A 16,900-nucleotide genomic window follows, 5' to 3' on the forward strand; every position below is an offset into this window, starting at 1 on the left:
GGGAGACCTTTGTAGCACACCGTCGAAGTACCGACTATGCCCGGCGAACTGCCGCGCCAACAGTTCGTTCTCGACACGTCGCTGTTCATCACCGAAGAGATCCGTCGGGGCGACGAATCGCTCGAGCCGGCCGTCATCCGCCTGCTCGATCTCGTCGCGACCGCGCGACTCGAGCTCAACATCTCCTGTTACGTGCCGCCGTCGATCCACGACGAACTCGCGACGATGTTGCGCGAGCGCGACGTCGACGAGGCGGTGTTCTCGCGGCTCGACACGTGGGTCGTCCGCAAGAGCCCCGATCGGTACGGCGTGACGATTCCGGCCAACATCGTCTACAACTTCATCGACGAGATGAGCGATCGGGTCGACCGCGGCCTCCGCGTCTCCGAACAGGCGATCCGCGAGGTCGAACAGCTCGATCCCGACGCGCTCGCGAGCGATCCGACCGACGACGGGCGCGAGGAGTACATGACCGACGCCGACCGGATCCTCTCTAACATGCGCGATAAGTATCGAGGGGCGCTCCGACAGGGCGTGCTCGACTCCCGCGAGGACTTCGACCTGCTGATCCTCGCCCGCGAACTCGACGCCGGCGTGGTCACCGAGGATCGGGGCATTATCTCCTGGGCCGACGAGTTCGGTCTTCGGTACGTTCGCGGCGGGCAGTTCCCGACGCTCCTCGAGGAGTACCTGCGAGCGACCGGCGTCGAGGACGACTCGTAATTGCGGTCTCCGCACTATCCGCTCCTCGACTGACAGTCACAGGTGCGCCGCTATCGGCGGACCGATCTGCGAGAAAAATTCGGGATTGACTGGCTCGTCGCTGTCGCGGTCGGCGACTTACTCGAAGTGGTCGAGGCAGGTCTGGTACTCCTCTTCGGCCTTCTCCCAGTTGACGACGTCGAAGAAGGCGTCGATGAACTCGCCACGGTCCGGACCGTAGTCGTAGTAGTAGGAGTGTTCCCAGACGTCCAGCGCGAGCACGGGATGGGCGCCCCAGAGCGCGCCCTGGTCGTGCTTGTCGACCGCGAGGTTGCGCAGCTGCTTGGCGACCGGGTCGTAGACCAGCAGGGCCCAGCCACCGGCGGCGCCGGCGGCCTTCTGGAACTCGCCCTTCCAGCCCTCGTAGGAGCCGAAGTCCTCCTCGATGCGGTCGGCGAGGTCGCCCTCGGGCTCGCCGCCGCCGTTAGGGGACATGTTCTCCCAGAACAGCGTGTGGAGATAGTGGCCACAGCCGTTGTGGGTGACGTCCGAGAGGGCACCGGGCGTCGAACTGTAGTCGCCCTCCTCGCGGTTCTCCGCGAGGGTCTCCTCGGCCGAGTTCAGGCCGTTCACGTAGCCCTGATGGTGGGTGTCGTGGTGCCAGGTCAGGACCTGCTCGGAAAGTGCCGGTTCAAGCGCGTCGTAGTCGTACGGAAGTGGTGGAAGTTCGTGGTCAGTCATTGGCGCTCACCTACAGTTTGTATCTGCATCTCGCGTGTTAAGCTTTGAGGAAAGAAACGCTACCACGGAGCACAACCCGACGCCCGCACGCGATTTGCACTCTAGACGCCGAGCTATCGAGACGCGCACTCCCCAGTTCGTCGCCCCTCGTCCGGCTGTCGTCGGTCCCTCAGGCGAGTTCCTTGTGACGGGCGTGCTCGAGCCACTCCTCGAGCGACGGCTGATTCCAGTAGCGGACCATCTCGCTGCGATGGTCGTGTTCGAGAACGCCCGCATCCTCGAGTTTCGGCAGGTGCGTATGCTGGAGGTCCATGCGAACCTGTTGGCGGCGGCCCTCGAGAGCGCCGTCGGCGTCGGTCCGGTCGTCCGTCTCGCGGTCCGCGTTCGACTCGAGATACTGGTGCGTGACGACGGCATCCGTCAGTTCGTCCATCGTCGCGACGCCGTCGGGCTGGTCGTAAAGATGGTACAGCGCGTATCGGCGACGACGGTTCGAAAGTAGTTCAAAGATGAGATCCAGCGACGGCGTCACCTGAGCCGTGAGCTCCGTCGACTCTCCCTCCGTTTCACGCATCCACGAACCACCTACCGTGTGTTACCATTCGAAACCACCACCCGCCTCTACTGCAGCCGTCACATTAGATGTTACGTCTACCTAGAAAAATACATGTATTCGATTCCGGACCATATCGGCAGTAGAACCTCTATTTGGGCCCGTTAGCGCGGAATCAGCCGCTATCCGGGGCTGGTAATTATCGCTACAAATGATGAATGGATGACCGGAGTGAGTCCGTTACTCGTAGAGCCACTCGGCGTCGTGCTGATCGTAGTCGATCAGCTCGTCGTCGTTGAAGTGGATTCCGATCTCGCGTTCGTTAGCGCCCTCGTCCTCGTGGTCGGCGGCGTGGACGACGTTCCGACCGAGATCGAGCGCGTAGTCGCCCCGGATCGTTCCGGGTTCGGCCTCGAGGGGGTCGGTCTCGCCGATCATCTGGCGAACCTGCCGCGTCGCGTCCTGGCCCTCCCAGACCATCGGGACGACTGGCCCCGAGGTGATGAAGTTCACGAGGTCGTCGTAGAACGGTTTGTCCTCGTGTTCGCTGTAGTGTTCCTCGGCCCGTTCGCGGGGCATGTTCTCGACCTTGATTCCGACGAGCTTGAGCCCGCGGTCCTCGAGTCGGGAGACGACCTCGCCCACGAGCCCGCGCGCGAAGGCGTCGGGCTTGACCATCACGAAGGTCCGCTCGTGGTCACTCATTAGGCCTCACTCTCCTCGGCCTCGGCTTCCTCGGTCTCGTCGACCGCTTCGTCGCCGGCGGACACGTCGTCTTCACCCTCGTCGACGGCGTCCGCTTCGGTCTCGAGATCCTCGTCTTCGTCGGCTTCGACCTCCTCGGTCTGCTCGGCGTCCTCGGCGGCGGCCGTCTCGGCCCGGGTGGGGCCCTTGCCGCGGCGACCTTCCTCGGTCCACTCGAGATCGCGAGGCTCGCGACCGAGCTTGTAGTTCTTCTCGGCCTTCGAGTCGACGAAGTGGAGCACGCTGCCGTCGTTCTTGACGTACATGATGCCCGTGCCGGGCTCGATCTCTTCGCCCGTGTAGTCGCACGTTCGTTTCTCGACCATTGGTTATTGTCCTCCGATGGAGTCCGCCTCGCGGGCGGTCTCGCGAAGCTGGAGTACGTCCCCTTCGCGGACCGGCCCGAGGCAGTTCCGGGTGATGATACGTCCCTGGTTCTCGCCCTCCTGAATACGGCATTTGACCTGCATGGCCTCGCCGTGCATGCCGGTCTTGCCGACGATCTCGATGACCTCGGCGGGCGTGGATCCAGTTTCTTCCTCTTCAGCACTCATCTCTGATCACCTCAGTCGAGGTCCTCGACCTTGTCGGCGATATCTTCGACGTCGTCGGAAGCCTCGCCGGCGTCGACGATCGCCGCGGCGGCCGAGCCGACCTCGAGGCCGGCTGCGTGGCCGACGTCGTCCTGAGTCTCGACGAAGATGACGGGGATGCCCTTCTCCTCGGCGAGGTCGGGCAGGTGCATGACGATCTCCTCGGGGGAGACGTCCTCGGCGACGTAGACGAGCTCGGCGTTGCCGCGCTCGATCGCCTTCGTGGTTTCGTTCGTTCCTTTCTTTACGCGTCCGGTGTCTCGTGCGACCTCGAGGGCCTCGAGGGCGTCCTCTGCGAGGTCGGCTGGGATGTCGGTGTTGACGTAGACTGACATTGGTTGTTCACCTCTCCTACACGTGGGCTCGCGCTCCCCTGCCATTCGGGGCACTGGGCACCCCTGGCCGAAGTAGCTTCGGCGGAAGTCCTGTGAGGCTAGGAGCATCATCAACCCCGCGTAGGGTGTACTACGTCTGTAGCGTTGCCCCCCTTAAAAGCGTGTTCAAACGCACGGAGCCGTGCGACGTGTCCGCACAGGAAGTCCCACGTCGTTCTCTCACCCTAACGTCAATAACTCGATAATTCTACCGATACTCAGGTCGCGCCCTCGGTCTCGAGTTGGAGGTCCCCGATCTCCTCGACCAGCATCTGACGCAGTCGTTCGGCGTCCTCGTCGTTGTAGTCGGTGTGGTACTCCTTCGCCACGCCGTGTTCCGCGAGCATGTAGTGGCGGTCTGGCGTGACGTCGTGGCGGTCGAGACACTGTTTCGTACACTCGAGCGGGCAGCCGTCGATCGCGACGATCGGCCGGCCAGAGGTCGCGGTGTCGACCAGCGGCGCCACGCCGCCGCCGACGCCGGCGATACACGACATCTCGGCGACGCCGTCCCGGTCGAGGGAGACGGCCAGCTCGTTCGCCAACTGCGCGGCGCTCGAACAGCCCGAACAGGAGTAGACCAGCGGCAGATCGTCGTACTCGGTCTCGTCGCTCATATCGGGCGTCCGTTTCGCTCGAGCGCTCGAGAAGGTGGTCCCGCACATGTGCGCCCCGACAGGTTTCTCGGTCGGCGGCGTACCGGCTCCCGTGACCGATCTCAGAACGCACCCGGTCCCGGACGCGGTCGACGCCGAGGCTTGGGCGCTCCGCGTGACCGGCGCCGTCGACCGATCGCTTCGCCTCTCCGCGGCGGCCCTCGAGTCGTTCCCGCTCGAGACGGTGACCGACGACTTCGCCTGTGCCGAGGGGTGGGTCGCCGACGGACTCGCGTGGCGCGGAATTCGCGTCGGGGATATCCTCGAGCGCGCCGGGCCGTCGGCCGAGGCCGAGTACGCCCTCGTCCGCGCGATGGACGGCGACTACGCCTGTTCGTTCCCGCTCGAGGCCCTTTCGGACGCGATACTCGCGGTCGAACTCGACGGCGAGCCCTTGCCGGTCGACCACGGCGGGCCGGCGCGACTCGTCCCGACCGGTCCCGACCGCGACTGCTGGACGAGCGTCAAGTGGGTTTCAGAGATTCGCATCGGTGAAACGCCGTTTTCGGACGCCGACACCGCGAAAGAGACCGCACTGTCTCGACTCGAGTAGGACTGCCTGTCCCTCCCGCCTACCCGATCGCCGGATCGAGGATAGTCCGACCGTTCGGACCGCGGCCGATAGTAGTGACAACTATCTCCGACGTGACCACCATTCATGTGATTATGTGCTAACAATAGTATGCACCATAAGCATGGCTTCGATAGAAAAGATTACTTACGCTTGTAATTCACCGGACCGACTCGCGACGTTTTGGGAACAGGCGCTCGAGCGCGACCGGGTACCACTCCCATCTGAACTAGCCGACGAGACGGACGATCCGGATCACGTTCTCCTCGCGGATCCCGATGGTCGATCACCGCCGCTCCTGTTCAAGCGGCTGCCTAAGGGGTCCACCGAGGACATTCCGATTCACCTCGATTTGGCGACCAAAGAGAGGGCGGCCACGGTCGAACGACTCGAGGATCTCGGCGCGAGCACAGTCGAGACGAAACGCGAGCGATTCCACGAACGAACCGAGGAATGGACCGTGATGAAGGATCCCGAGGGGAACGGCTTCTGCGTCTGTGATCGAGCGTCTCGATGAGAGTGAGCCCGCGATAGCGTTTCGATTCCTATTACTCTCGAGTCCTCAGGGCGGACGTCTGAACGCAGACGTCGTCAGTCTCGCCGAGTGGCTGTTCGAGGGCAACGGCAGTCGCGTTCGATTCCTCGAGCCGTCGCTCGGTCGAGTGCGGTAGTGGACGTACCGTCTGAACTATCAGAGAATTGACTCCCGAAACGCGAACGGTCGAGCCGACTCGCGTCGACGACCGACGCTACTCGCCTTCGGAAGCGGTTTCGGTGACCCGATCGAGGAGTTCTTCTTCCGAGCGCTGGTTGCGGACGAACTCGACCAGCCAGGAGACCCGAACCTTCACCGTGAGGCCCGACTTTCCTTTCTTGTTCTTCCCGTGGGTCTCGTCCAGAATGGACACGGTGATGGTCTCGATTTCAGCGATAAACGCCTGCGGATCGGTGACCGCGTCGGCCGCGGCGCTAACGATGTCCGAGAGCCGCTGTTGCACCGCGGCACTGTCGGCCGAGGCCGACAGGTCGTCCGTGTTCATGTCCGAGACCGACACCTCGAGGGTGAGATTCGGCCCGCTTCGGCGGAGCGTCTCGATAGTGATACCCCGTTGCTCCAGCAGGGACTCGAACGCATCGACGTCGAGGCCGGGAACGTCCCGTTTCCCCTTCTTGTCACCGCCTTTCTCGTCGCCGTTCTCGCCGTTCTCGCCGTTCTCGCCGTTCTCGCCGTTCTCGCCGTTTTTGTCGTTTTTGTCCTTTTTGCTGTTTTTGCCCTTTTTGCCGTTCTTGTCCGAATCGTTCGACGTTTCGTTCCCGTTTCCGTCGGGATCGTTCTCATTACCGCTCATGAGGTCCCCGCCGCTGCAGCCCGCGAGGACGGTTGCCAGTCCGACGCCGCTACCAAGGAGGAGTTTTCGTCGCTCCATGGGCGCCACGTCGACGATACTTGGTAAAGGTAATCGGTGAATATAAATTGAGACGCGACCGTTCGAATTTTGGGATTGTTTCTGGACGCTCAACCGAGGCGCCGGCTGTCGCTTACGGTGTGGGTGCCGCAGGCTGTCGCTTACGGTATGGAACCGCAGTTCGGTCGCGTCCGACCGGGTACGGCGTCGATGGTTGCACTGATTGCAACGGAACGGTAACGCTTCTCGGCCACGCCACCGAATCGCCGGGCTGGACGCGGCAACGCCGTCCTCGACGGATCCCGGATACTATTACGGTCTGCGTTCCAACGAGATCCCATGATCGTCGAGACGGGCGCGACGGCCCTATTCGAGGAGGCGACGGCGGTCGACGAGCGACGCGTCCTCGTTCTGGCCGGTGACCGCGACCGGGGGTACGACACCCTCGAGTCGGTCCTCGAGGCGCTTCCCGTGCCGATCACGGAAACCACGCTCGTCGGTCCCGAGGACCGGCTTCGCTGCGAACACCTGTCCCAGGCCAACGCGAGCGAACTCCTCGGGACGACGCGGACCGCGATCGCGCTCGACGCCCACGAGGGGTTGCGGCCGAACGCCCTCGGAAAAGTCGTCGGCGCGGTCGACGGCGGCGGCCTGCTCGTCCTGCTGACGCCGCCGCTCGAGGACTGGCCGAATCGCCGCGGCGCGTTCGACGAGTCGCTGGCCGTCCCGCCGTTCTCGCTGGACGACGTCACCGGTCGCTTCAGGGCACGGCTCGTCGAGACGCTCCGAGCCCACCGGGGAATCGGAATCGTCGACCTCGAGACCGAGCGGATCGTCGACGACGGGCTGACGGAGCCGGCGCCGAAGCGAGTCGACGGCTCGGACGCGACCTCGCTCGGGGCACCGCCGAACGCTCGGTTCCCCGCCGACGCCTACGAGGCGTGTCTGACTGGCGACCAGCGGGACGCCGTCGCGGCGTTCGAGTCGCTGCTCGAGAGCGATAATCCCGATGATAGTGAGGGGCAACAGCGAGCCATCGTCCTCGAGGCCGACCGCGGACGGGGCAAGTCCAGCGCCGCGGGACTGGCCGCGGGTGCGTTCGCCGCCGAAGGGTTGGACGTGCTCGTCACTGCACCTCGGTCGCGGAACGCGGCGGAACTGTTCGACCGCGCCGGCGAACTCCTGGAGACGCTCGAGGCCGACGCGACGATCGACGGTCGGACGATCGAGACGGGTTCCGGCGGTCGCGTTCGGTTCCTCGAGCCGTCGACGGCCGTCGAGCGGATCGAATCGGCGGCCGATGGCGACGGCACCGGCCCCGCCGATATCGTCGTCGTCGACGAGGCCGCCGCGCTCCCGGTCTCGGTCCTCGAGTCGCTGCTGGCGGCCGACCGCGTCGCCTTCGCGACGACGATCCACGGCTACGAGGGGGCGGGCCGGGGGTTCTCGGTCCGGTTCCGGGACCGGCTCGCCGAGAGCGATCACGAGGTGGTCGACCGCACGCTCGTCGAACCCATTCGGTACGCCGCCGGCGACCCCGTCGAGGTCTGGGCCTTCCGCGCGCTGTTGCTCGACGCGCGCCCGCCGGTCGAGCCGCTGGTCGCCGACGCGAGACCCGAGACTGTCGCGTACCACAGCCTCGAGCCCGACGACCTCCTCGCGGACGACCGCCTCCTGCGGGAGGCCTTCGGCTTACTCGTGCTCGCCCACTACCGTACCGAGCCCAACGACCTCGCGAGGCTGCTCGACGCGCCCAACCTCGAGGCCCGCGCGCTGGTCCACCGCCCGGACGGGGCGGACGGGGAGCCGGGTGACGGTCGCGGAGACGGCCACGTCGTCAGCGTCGCCCTGCTGGCCCGCGAGGGGAATCTCCCGCCCGAGACGCGCGCGATGATGTACGAGGGCGGCCGGGTTCGGGGGAACATGCTCCCGGACGTCCTCACGAGCCAGTTGCGCGATGAGGACGCCGGCAAGCCGGCCGGGCTGCGCGTCGTCCGGATCGCGACCCATCACGCGGCCCGCTCTCGAGGGCTGGGTTCGCACCTGCTCGAGCGCGTTCGCGAGGAGTTTACCGACGGCCTCGAGGCGGACGACAACGGCGACGAGATAGACTGGCTCGGCACCGGTTTCGGCGCCACGCCCGGCCTGCTCGAGTTCTGGCGCGAGAACGGTTACCGGACCGTCCACGTCTCGACGACGCGCAACGACGCCAGCGGCGAGTACTCGGCGCTCATGCTCGCCCCGACGAGCGACGCCGGACGAGCGCTGCACGACCGTCACGCCGACTGGTTCGCCCGTCGGTTCCCCGCGCTCTGTACGGACGCCCTCTCGGACCTCGAGCCGGACGTCGCCCGCGCGGTGCTTCGCTCGGTCGACGCCGACGCGGCCCCGGAACTCGCGCTCTCGGCTCACGACTGGCGCGTCGTCGCCGGCGCGGCCTACGGTCCCGGTCTGTTCGACGCCGATCCCGGCCCGTTCCGCGACCTCGTCGTCCGATACTTCGTCGAGAACCCCGACGACGTCGACCTGACCGCCCGCGAGGAGCGCTTGCTCGTCCTGCGCGCCCTGCAGGGCCGGGACTGGGAGTCCGTTGCCGACCGCCTCGAGTACCACTCTACGGGCCAGTGTATGCGCGCGCTCGGCGGGGCGTTCTGTCCGCTGGTCGATCGCTACGGGTCGGACGCGGCGTTAGATGTTCGAGAACGGTTCCTTGAGGAATAGCGGATCGTTTCCACCCTTTTGATCGTTTGAATACCACGAAAGCCCCTGTCGGCATCCGGTCGATGCACTCGCTGCGCGCTCCCACCGGTCGCGTGCTTACGTCGTCCGTCATTCCGGATACTGACAGCCCCTTTCGTGGTAGTCTCAAGCGGATCGGTGCGGAACAACTGTGAGCCGATTCCAACTCACTCCGTGATTCGTCATTCCAGAACGGCCTCGAGCGCGTCCATCGCTCGATCGACCTTTTCGACTTCGGCGTTGTACCCCATGTGACCGAATCGGAGGATGTCGTTCTCAAGGTCGCCCAGTCCGGTCGCCAGCACGACGTCCTCCTCTTCGGCGACCCGTTGCTGGATTTCCACTACCTCGCCGGGCAAGCGGAACGCCGTCACGGTCGGCGAACTCCGCTCCTGATCGGGATAGACCTCGAGCCCCAGTTCGGCGCCGCGCTCGCGACAGCGCTCGGCGGCTTCCTCGTGACGCCGATAAACGCTCTCGAGGCCCTCATCGAGGATCATCTCGACCGCAGTCTCGAGCGCGGCCACGTTCGCGCTCAGGTGGGTGTAGGGGAAGCCGTCGGAGACGTCGCGCCACGGGAGGAAGTTCGTGTACAGCGAGGAGGGATCGCGTTCTTCCATGCGCTCCCACGCTCGGTCGCTGATCGCGGCGGTGGTCAGCCCCGGCGGCGCGCTGAAGCACTTCTGGGACGCCCCGAGACAGACGTTGATTCGGTCGGTCGGTACCGGCGTGCCGCCCAGCGAGGAGACGGCGTCGACGACGCTCAAGACGTCGTGGTCCTCGAGCAGGTCAAGCACGGGGCCGAGATCGTTCAGCGTCCCCGTGGGGGTCTCGCAGTGAACCATCGTCGCCAGTGCGAACGGCTCGCCGGCGTCCGCGGCGTCCTCGAGCGCGCGCTCGATGGCCTCGAGGTCGAGACTCTCGTCGTACGCCGCGGAGACGAGTTCGGCCTCGCCGTCGTAGGATTCGACGAAGTCCGCGAAGCCGTCGCCGTAGAGCCCGTTGGAAATGCAGAGGACGCGGTCGCCGGGTTCGACCAGCGAGGCGATCGCCGCCTCGAGGCCCAGAATTCCCTCGCCGCCGGGGACGACGACATCGTGGTCGGTGTCGTAGACGGTCGCGAGGTCCGCACAGAGCGCCTCGTAGCGCTCCGCGAATTCGGGCTCGAGGTCCGGGTTCGGCTGTTCCGCGGCCATCGCTTCCCTGACCGCCGGCGGCACCGCCGTCGGTCCTGGCGTGAACTTCATGGTCGCTATCGGGTCCGCGTCCCTTAGCCGATTTCGGTGGCGGAGAACGAGTCACCGCGAGCGGTGACGAGAACCGCAGATCGGTTACGAGACCAGCCGTCGGAGCACGAACTCGGGCATCGCCTTCAGGAACCACGCGACGAGTCGCCATCGGCGGGTGACGTAGACGTGGTTCCGTTGCTTGTGGATCGCGCGGGTGATCTGCGCGGCGGCCGTCTCGGGCGCACACTCCCAGAAGCCGCCCATCGAGAGCTCGGTGTCGACATAGCCCGGCTCGACGGTCGTGATCGTCACGTCCGCGTCCCGATCGGCCTGTCGCGCCCGCAGCCCCTCGAGGTACGTCGAGACGTACGCCTTCGAGGCGTTGTACGCCTGCACGCCGCCGACCCCGAAGTGGGCGGCGACCGAGGAGATGCCCACGAGGTGGCCGTCGCCGGCTCGCGCGTGGTCGGGCGTGGTCTCGAAGTACTCCATCGCGGCGGTCGCGATCGCGGTAAAGCCGCGGACGTTGACGTCGATCGTCTCCCGTTCGGTCTCCCACTCGAGGTTCGGGTTCAGCGCCGCCATCCCGGCGCTGATGACGACTACGTCGACCGACGGCATCGCCGCGGCGAGTTCGAAAAAGCCCTCTCGGGCGTCTTCGGTATCGGTGACGTCCATCGTCGCGACGTACGATTGGGTCGACAACCCGGCGCCGATCTCTTGCATGCGTTCCGTCCGGCGGGCCGCCAGCCCGATCTCGTACCCCTCGTCGGCGAGCGCTCGAGCCAGCGCTTCGCCGATGCCCGAGGAGCCGCCGACGATGATCGCTCCGCGCGTCTCGCTCATACGGATGGATTCGGCCGTCAAACCGTAACGATACTGGTGACCGGCAGTCGACGGCGAGGCGGTCTCCGAGCGGTCGCTGTCGGTCAGAAGCGACCGGACCACGAACGAAGGCCGTACGCCTTTGGGCCGGCCCGTCGTCGGTCCCCGTATGGTCGATGCAGTCACGATCCTCGCGGTCGCCCTGCTCGTCGGCGGCGTCGTCGGAACGGTCGCGCCGCTGGTCCCCGGCGGGCTGCTCTCGCTGTCGGGGCTCGCTCTCTACTGGTGGAGTTCCGGCTTCAGTGAGCCCGGGACCCTCACGGTCGCCGTCCTCGCGCTCCTCGCCGTCATGACGATGGTCGCGGAGCTCTTCGGCGGCTCGATCGCCGCTCGAGCGGGCGGGGCCTCGTGGACGACTACCACGATCGCCACCGTCGTCGCCATCGTTCTGATGATCGTCACCGGACCGCTGGGGCTGCTCGTCGGGCTGTTCGGGACGGTCTTCCTCGTCGAGTTCGTTCAGGGCGGCGACGCCGGCGGCAGCGTTCGGTCGGCGGCGTACGCGACCGGCGGCATGCTCGCGTCGACGGCGATTCAGGTCCTACTGACGGTGACGATCCTGCTCGGATTTCTCGTCGCGATCTTCCTCTTCTGATCGCCGCGTTCGCGCGCTGACGCTCTCGCGTCGGTCGGGACGATAGCGCTCCGATTCGTATTCGAGCCGCCGTGACTGCAACTTATCCGGCCACGGACCGTACTCCGTCTATGAGCATGTTCGAACGGCTCGGCGAGAAAGTCGAGCGCTTCAAACAGGAAGCCGTGGCCGCACGCGAGGACAGCGCCGCGTACCGCTGTCGCGACTGTGAGACCCGATTCCACAGCGAGCGGGAGACGTGTCCGGAGTGTGGAAGCGGTGAGGTCGAGCGAGTTTCCGGGGCGACCGAATCGGACGTGGAGATGAACGCGGATCCAGACGAAAGTGCGGAACCGGACACAAACGCGGAGTCAGAGACGAACACCCGAACGGAAGCAGGGTCGGAGACGGGAACGAAAACGGAGTGACGTACTGCCGTCAGTGGCCGAGCGACTGTTGATCGACGATCAGTGCGATCCGAATTAGGGATGCGCGTAGTAGACGACGGTCTCCTCTTCCTCGTCGTCGTGTCGGTCAATTCGCGCGAAACCAACCCGTTCGAACTGCACCATCTCGTCGCTCTCGAGGTCGCCGACGCCGGGTTCCGCGTGGCCGCGCACGTCGCCGTCGGGCGTGCGCATCCGGACGGCGACGCTCTCGCTCGCCGGGGCCCAGTGGACGACGTCGACCTCGCCCTCCCGGACCACGTCGATGTCGTCGGCCGTGTACTCGAGTGCGCCCTCGGCGTACCGGAAACAGCCGAATCCCTTGAGCCAGATGCGTTCGCCGTCTTCGGGGACGTCCTCGGGCTCGAGCATCACGGAGTCGCTGACGGGAATCTCGCGAACGCCTCGCTCCTCGTGGTTGGGATGGAGCGGCGGGTTCGCCTCCGCGGGCGGATCGCCGGAAATCGGGAGCTGGTTGCCCTCGCGGACGAAGAAGCGGCGATCGGTCTCCTCGTCGATCAGGTCGCGGTTGTTCGCGTAGATCGAACTCATCGCGAGGTCGACGTCGCTGGTCGAGGTGCCGAGGCCGGCCATCGCCTCGACGATGGCTTCGCCGCGGATGCCCCGTCGCCGGAGGCTCTTGAGCGTCGGCGCGCGCGGGTCGTCCCAGCCGTCGAGTTCGCCCTCCTCGATCAATTCGGCGATGGTCGACGTGCTCATCTTCACGTCGTAGGCGTCGATCTGGACGTGGCCCCAGTGGACGACTTCGGGGTAGTCCCAGTCGAAGTAGTCGTAGACGAACTGCTGGCGCTTCGCGGAGTCCTGCAGGTCGATCCCGCGGATGATGTGGCTGATCTCGAGTAAGTGGTCGTCGACCCCCGACTGGAAGTCGAGCATCGGCCAGCAGCGGTAGTCGCTGGCCTCCTCGCGGGGATGGGGCGTGTCGATCATCCGGAAGCCGACCCAGTCGCGGAGCGCGGGGTTCTTGTGCTCGATATCGGTCTTGATCCGCAGGACCATCTCGCCGCTGCTGTACTCGCCGTCGACCATGGCCTCGAACTCCTCGCTGACCGTCTCGACGTCCTTCTCGCGGTGGGGACAGGGCTCGCCGCTGTTCTTCAGCTCCGAGAACTCCTCGCCCGAACACGAGCAGGTGTAGGCTCCGCCGAGCTCGATCAGTTCGCGGGCGTGCTCGTAGTAGGTCTCGAGGCGGTCGCTCGCTTTGTAGGTCGCGTCGGGCTCGAAGCCGAGATAGTCGAGATCCTCGAGGATGGCGTCGTAGGCCTCCATATCGGGCCGTTTCGTCTCGGGATCGGTGTCGTCGAACCGAACGCAGAACCAGCCGTCGTAGCGCTCCTTGTACGTGCCGATGACGGCGGGCATCCGGGCGTGGCCGACGTGCCACGGCCCGTTGGGGTTGGGCGCGACGCGCATCCGAATCTCGTCGTACTCCTTCGCGTTGGGGAGGTCGGGGAGGTCGTGTTCGTCTTCCTCGTCCTCGGCCTCGATTTCGGCGAGTTCCTCCGGGGCGAGGTCCTCGAGTCGCTCGCGTTTCTCCTCGTACGAGAGGTCGTTGACTCGGCCGATGACGCCGCCGGCGATCCCCGGGATCTCGTCGCCGTGCTCGCGGAAGTCGGGGTTGTCGCCCATCAACGGCCCCATGATCGCGCCGACGTCGGCGTCGCTCTCGTGTTTGACGGCGTTCAACAGCGCGTGCTTCTCGGCCTCGCGCTCGATGCGCTCGCGCAACTCGTCGTTCATTACGCCCCGATAGTCGTGCCCGGACCAAAACGTCCGCGATGTCGGGTCGTTATCGGTTCGTTGGATTCATTTCGAGTCCTATCCGTTCCGGGACGGGAGTTGACGTGCAGTGGCGCGCGCTGTTGGCTATCCGAGCGACTGCGAGGGGAGCCGATGACGTCGTGCGAGGGATGAGTAAACGAACGCAGTGAGTGAGCGAATCGGCTGGGGAGGGCGTGGTCCTCCCCATTGCCAGCGCGAGCAGAACACATCATTGCCGACAGTCCCTCTGTATTCCTCGAGGCTCAGCCGCTACTCGAGCGATCGCACTCGCACGACCGGAAAAACATCGTCGAAAAGCGCGACCGAACGACGGTACCGAGCGTCTCAGTAGCCGCGTTCGATCAGGTAGTCCGCGATGTCCCGAAGCAACTCGCGGGCCTCGTTGTCCGGCAGGACCTCGAGTCGCTCCTTGCCTTGGGCGACGAGGTCTTGTGCCGTAGTGTTCGCGTACTCGATCGAGCCGGCGGCCTGGAGTTCGGCGACGGCGTCGTCGATCTCGGCTTCGGTGACGGCCTCGACGTCGTTCGTGTCGACCAGATTGTCGACGTCGACGCCCTGATCGCGGGCGTGGACCGTGATCAGCGTCTGTTTGTTCTCGACGAGGTCGCTGCCCCGCTGTTTGCCGAGCTGCTCGCTCGGGACCGTCAGGTCGAGGACGTCGTCCTGAATCTGGAACGCCCGGCCGATGTCGAGCCCGTAGCCGTAGAGGGCGTCGATCGTCTCCTCGTCGGCACCCAGCAAGATCGCCGGGAGACACGCCGAGGCAGCGTACAACACCGCGGTCTTCTGCTCGACCATCTCGAGGTACTCCTCGGGCGAGACGTCCGCGCGTTCCTCGAAGGTGACGTCCAGGGACTGGCCCTCGCAGATCTTGGTGCAGGTCGTCGCGAGCACGTTGAGCGCTTCGACCGACCGGTCGGGTTTCGCGCCGGTCTCGAGCATGATCTCGAACGCCTTCGAGTAGAGCGTGTCGCCCGCCAAAATGGCGGTCTCGAGATCGTACTCTTTGTGGACGGCGGGGACGCCGCGGCGGAGATCGTCGTCGTCCATGATGTCGTCGTGGATGAGGGTAAACGACTGGATGACTTCGACGCTGACCGCCGCGTCCATGATGTCGATGCGGTTCCCGTTTAGCGTCGGAAACTCGCGGTAGTCGGTACTCAGCGGCTCGACGTCCAGCAGCGACTCGGCCACCGTCAGCAGGACGGTCGGGCGCAGTCGCTTGCCGCCGGCGTCGAGTAAGTAGCGCGACGCCTCGTAGAGCCGTTCGGGACGCTGAATCGGTAGCTCCTCCGGAATGGCCTCGTTGACCCGCTCGCGGCGCTCGCGGACGGCCTCGAGCACCGCCTCCTCTCGTGCCTCGGGACTGGTCATATCAGTCGACGAGTTGGATGAGGTTGCCGTTGCGCGTGACGTGGAGATCACGTCCGAGCTGGTACCCCTCGCTCTCACAGAGGTTGACGTAGCTGGAGTAGCCGCTCATATCCTGGTGAGCGGGGATGATGTGCTGGGGCTGGAGGGCGTCGAGCATCTCGTAGTGGCCCTCCTGGTTGAGGTGGCCCGAGACGTGGATGTCGTCGTAGACGCGGGCGCCCTGCATGCCGAGCAGTTTCTCGGCCTGGTAACGCTGACCCTCGTTGGTCGGCTCCGGAATAACTCGGGCCGAGAAGACGACCTTGTCGCCGTCGTCCAGTTCGTACGGCGTTTCGCCGCGAGCCATTCGCGTGAGCATCGCGCGGGGCTCGCCCTGGTGGCCGGTGACGATGGGGAGGTAGTTCTCCTTGCCTTCGTTCATGATCCGCTTGAAGGTGCGGTCGACGGACTTGCGGTGGCCGAACATCCCGAGGTCGTCGGGGAAGTCGACGAAGTCCAGTCGTTCCGCCGTTCCGGAGTACTTCTCCATCGAACGGCCCAGTAGGACGGGCTGGCGGCCGATGTCCTTCGCGAACTCGACCAGCGACGTCACCCGCGAGATGTGACTCGAGAACGTCGTCGCGACGATGCCGCCGTCGTAGTCCTCGATACTGTAGAGGACGTCCCGGAGGTGCTCCCGGGCGACGTTTTCCGAGGGCGTGCGGCCCTTCTTGTTGGCGTTGGTACAGTCCTCGATGTAACACAGCACGCCGTTGCCTTCGCGGCCGATCTCGCGGAACCGCTCCATGTCGATCGGGTCGCCGATGACCGGCGTGTGGTCCATGCGCTTGTCCAGCCCGTAGACGACTGCGCCTTCGGGCGTGTGAAGGACCGGGTTGATCGCGTCGATGATCGAGTGCGTGACGTTGACGAACTCGAGTTCGACCTTGCCGGAGTCGCCGATGGACATCGTCTCGCCGGCGTCCATCTTGATCAGGTCGTTCTCGACGCCGAACTTCTGCTCGCCCTCGATCTGCTGTTTGACCAGTTCGATCGTAAACGGCGTGGCGACGATCGGCGCGTTGTACCGGTGGGCCAGCTTCGAGATGGCACCGATGTGGTCTAGGTGGCCGTGGGTCGGGACGATCGCTTTCACGTCGCCCTCGAGATCCGACATCACTCGGTCGTCGGGGATCGCTCCCATGTCGATCAGATCCAGGCTGTGCATCCGCTCGGTTTCGACGTTGTCGTGGATCAGTACCTGCGAGAGGTTCAGACCCATGTCGAAGATGACGACGTCGTCTCCGGCGCGAACGGCAGTCATCTGCCGTCCGACTTCCTCATAGCCGCCGATTGTTGCGATTTCGATTTCCATAGTTCGTTGTACTGAAAGCCGCGATCGACTCTCATCGAAACGGTCCGCGGACTCCCGGTTGTGCGGCCCCGGCGTCTTACAGCGCGTCGGCCATCCCGCTATGCGCACGGGGAGGCAATCGCCTCCGATCGGCCCACGGTGTCACACCGTCGACCC

19 protein-coding genes are annotated in these 16,900 nt (G+C 65.4%); 6 read left to right on the forward strand and 13 right to left on the reverse strand.

Annotated features, from left to right (window positions below):
• The first annotated feature begins 36 nt into the window (after positions 1-36).
• Complete coding sequence (locus HTUR_RS12455) at positions 37-723, forward strand: RNA ligase partner protein (RefSeq protein WP_012943678.1); 687 nt, start codon at positions 37-39, stop codon at positions 721-723.
• Between the two features lie 117 nt (positions 724-840).
• Here the strand turns inward: HTUR_RS12455 and sod are convergent, their stop codons facing one another.
• From sod to HTUR_RS12490, 7 genes are all read right to left on the reverse strand, one after another.
• Positions 841-1,443: a superoxide dismutase gene (gene sod / locus HTUR_RS12460; protein ID WP_012943679.1), complete on the reverse strand. Its 603-nt coding sequence runs from the start codon at positions 1,441-1,443 to the stop codon at positions 841-843.
• Positions 1,444-1,612: 169 nt separating this feature from the next.
• Positions 1,613-2,017 carry a DUF7344 domain-containing protein gene (locus tag HTUR_RS12465; RefSeq protein WP_012943680.1) on the reverse strand — a complete coding sequence of 135 codons (405 nt, stop codon included), beginning with the start codon at positions 2,015-2,017 and terminating at the stop codon, positions 1,613-1,615.
• Between the two features lie 219 nt (positions 2,018-2,236).
• Positions 2,237-2,701, reverse strand: coding sequence for a nucleoside-diphosphate kinase (gene ndk / locus HTUR_RS12470; RefSeq protein WP_012943681.1), 465 nt, complete (start codon positions 2,699-2,701; stop codon positions 2,237-2,239).
• Entirely contained in the window at positions 2,701-3,066 is a 366-nt protein-coding gene (locus HTUR_RS12475) for a 50S ribosomal protein L24e (RefSeq protein ID WP_012943682.1), read from the reverse strand. The genes ndk and HTUR_RS12475 overlap by 1 nt, the downstream gene beginning before the upstream one ends.
• Positions 3,067-3,069: 3 nt before the next feature.
• A complete protein-coding gene (locus HTUR_RS12480) occupies positions 3,070-3,294 on the reverse strand; it encodes a 30S ribosomal protein S28e (protein WP_008894573.1) in 225 nt (74 codons plus the stop codon).
• 11 nt (positions 3,295-3,305) lie between these two features.
• On the reverse strand, positions 3,306-3,668 hold the full coding sequence (gene rpl7ae, locus HTUR_RS12485; RefSeq protein WP_008894572.1) for a 50S ribosomal protein L7Ae: 363 nt from the start codon (positions 3,666-3,668) through the stop codon (positions 3,306-3,308).
• Between the two features lie 257 nt (positions 3,669-3,925).
• Positions 3,926-4,324: a putative zinc-binding protein gene (locus tag HTUR_RS12490; protein WP_012943683.1), complete on the reverse strand. Its 399-nt coding sequence runs from the start codon at positions 4,322-4,324 to the stop codon at positions 3,926-3,928.
• A 46-nt stretch (positions 4,325-4,370) separates the two neighbouring features.
• Here HTUR_RS12490 and HTUR_RS12495 point away from each other — a divergent pair, with 46 nt between their 5' ends.
• Both HTUR_RS12495 and HTUR_RS12500 read left to right on the forward strand, forming a co-directional pair.
• On the forward strand, positions 4,371-4,916 hold the full coding sequence (locus HTUR_RS12495; protein WP_012943684.1) for a molybdopterin-dependent oxidoreductase: 546 nt from the start codon (positions 4,371-4,373) through the stop codon (positions 4,914-4,916).
• A gap of 142 nt (positions 4,917-5,058) precedes the next feature.
• Entirely contained in the window at positions 5,059-5,451 is a 393-nt protein-coding gene (locus HTUR_RS12500) for a VOC family protein (RefSeq protein WP_012943685.1), read from the forward strand.
• 232 nt (positions 5,452-5,683) lie between these two features.
• Here HTUR_RS12500 and HTUR_RS12505 read toward each other — a convergent pair whose 3' ends face one another.
• Positions 5,684-6,361, reverse strand: coding sequence for a hypothetical protein (locus HTUR_RS12505; RefSeq protein ID WP_012943686.1), 678 nt, complete (start codon positions 6,359-6,361; stop codon positions 5,684-5,686).
• Positions 6,362-6,679: 318 nt separating this feature from the next.
• On the opposite strand from HTUR_RS12505, the gene tmcA reads away from it, so the two are divergent.
• The gene (gene tmcA, locus HTUR_RS12510; RefSeq protein WP_012943687.1) at positions 6,680-9,061 is read left to right on the forward strand and encodes a tRNA(Met) cytidine acetyltransferase TmcA; all 2,382 of its coding nucleotides are present in this window, start codon (positions 6,680-6,682) and stop codon (positions 9,059-9,061) included.
• 200 nt (positions 9,062-9,261) lie between these two features.
• Here the strand turns inward: tmcA and HTUR_RS12515 are convergent, their stop codons facing one another.
• Both HTUR_RS12515 and HTUR_RS12520 read right to left on the reverse strand, forming a co-directional pair.
• Positions 9,262-10,326 carry a pyridoxal-phosphate-dependent aminotransferase family protein gene (locus HTUR_RS12515; protein WP_012943688.1) on the reverse strand — a complete coding sequence of 355 codons (1,065 nt, stop codon included), beginning with the start codon at positions 10,324-10,326 and terminating at the stop codon, positions 9,262-9,264.
• A gap of 84 nt (positions 10,327-10,410) precedes the next feature.
• The gene (locus tag HTUR_RS12520) at positions 10,411-11,154 is read right to left on the reverse strand and encodes an SDR family NAD(P)-dependent oxidoreductase (RefSeq protein ID WP_012943689.1); all 744 of its coding nucleotides are present in this window, start codon (positions 11,152-11,154) and stop codon (positions 10,411-10,413) included.
• A 148-nt stretch (positions 11,155-11,302) separates the two neighbouring features.
• On the opposite strand from HTUR_RS12520, the gene HTUR_RS12525 reads away from it, so the two are divergent.
• Positions 11,303-11,788, forward strand: a complete 486-nt coding sequence (locus HTUR_RS12525) for a DUF456 domain-containing protein (RefSeq protein ID WP_012943690.1) — start codon at positions 11,303-11,305, stop codon at positions 11,786-11,788.
• Positions 11,789-11,898: 110 nt separating this feature from the next.
• A complete protein-coding gene (locus HTUR_RS12530; RefSeq protein WP_012943691.1) occupies positions 11,899-12,195 on the forward strand; it encodes an FmdB family zinc ribbon protein in 297 nt (98 codons plus the stop codon).
• 54 nt (positions 12,196-12,249) lie between these two features.
• Here the strand turns inward: HTUR_RS12530 and HTUR_RS12535 are convergent, their stop codons facing one another.
• The 3 genes from HTUR_RS12535 to HTUR_RS12545 all read right to left on the reverse strand — a co-directional run bounded on the left by HTUR_RS12535 (position 12,250) and on the right by HTUR_RS12545 (position 16,744).
• The gene (locus HTUR_RS12535) at positions 12,250-13,974 is read right to left on the reverse strand and encodes a glutamate--tRNA ligase (protein ID WP_012943692.1); all 1,725 of its coding nucleotides are present in this window, start codon (positions 13,972-13,974) and stop codon (positions 12,250-12,252) included.
• Between the two features lie 366 nt (positions 13,975-14,340).
• Complete coding sequence (gene idsA3 / locus HTUR_RS12540; RefSeq protein ID WP_012943693.1) at positions 14,341-15,390, reverse strand: geranylfarnesyl diphosphate synthase; 1,050 nt, start codon at positions 15,388-15,390, stop codon at positions 14,341-14,343.
• Position 15,391: 1 nt separating this feature from the next.
• Entirely contained in the window at positions 15,392-16,744 is a 1,353-nt protein-coding gene (locus HTUR_RS12545; protein WP_012943694.1) for a ribonuclease J, read from the reverse strand.
• Positions 16,745-16,900: the final 156 nt, after the last annotated feature.

The sequence above is a fragment of the Haloterrigena turkmenica DSM 5511 genome (genome assembly GCF_000025325.1).
GTDB classification, from domain to species: domain Archaea; phylum Halobacteriota; class Halobacteria; order Halobacteriales; family Natrialbaceae; genus Haloterrigena; species Haloterrigena turkmenica.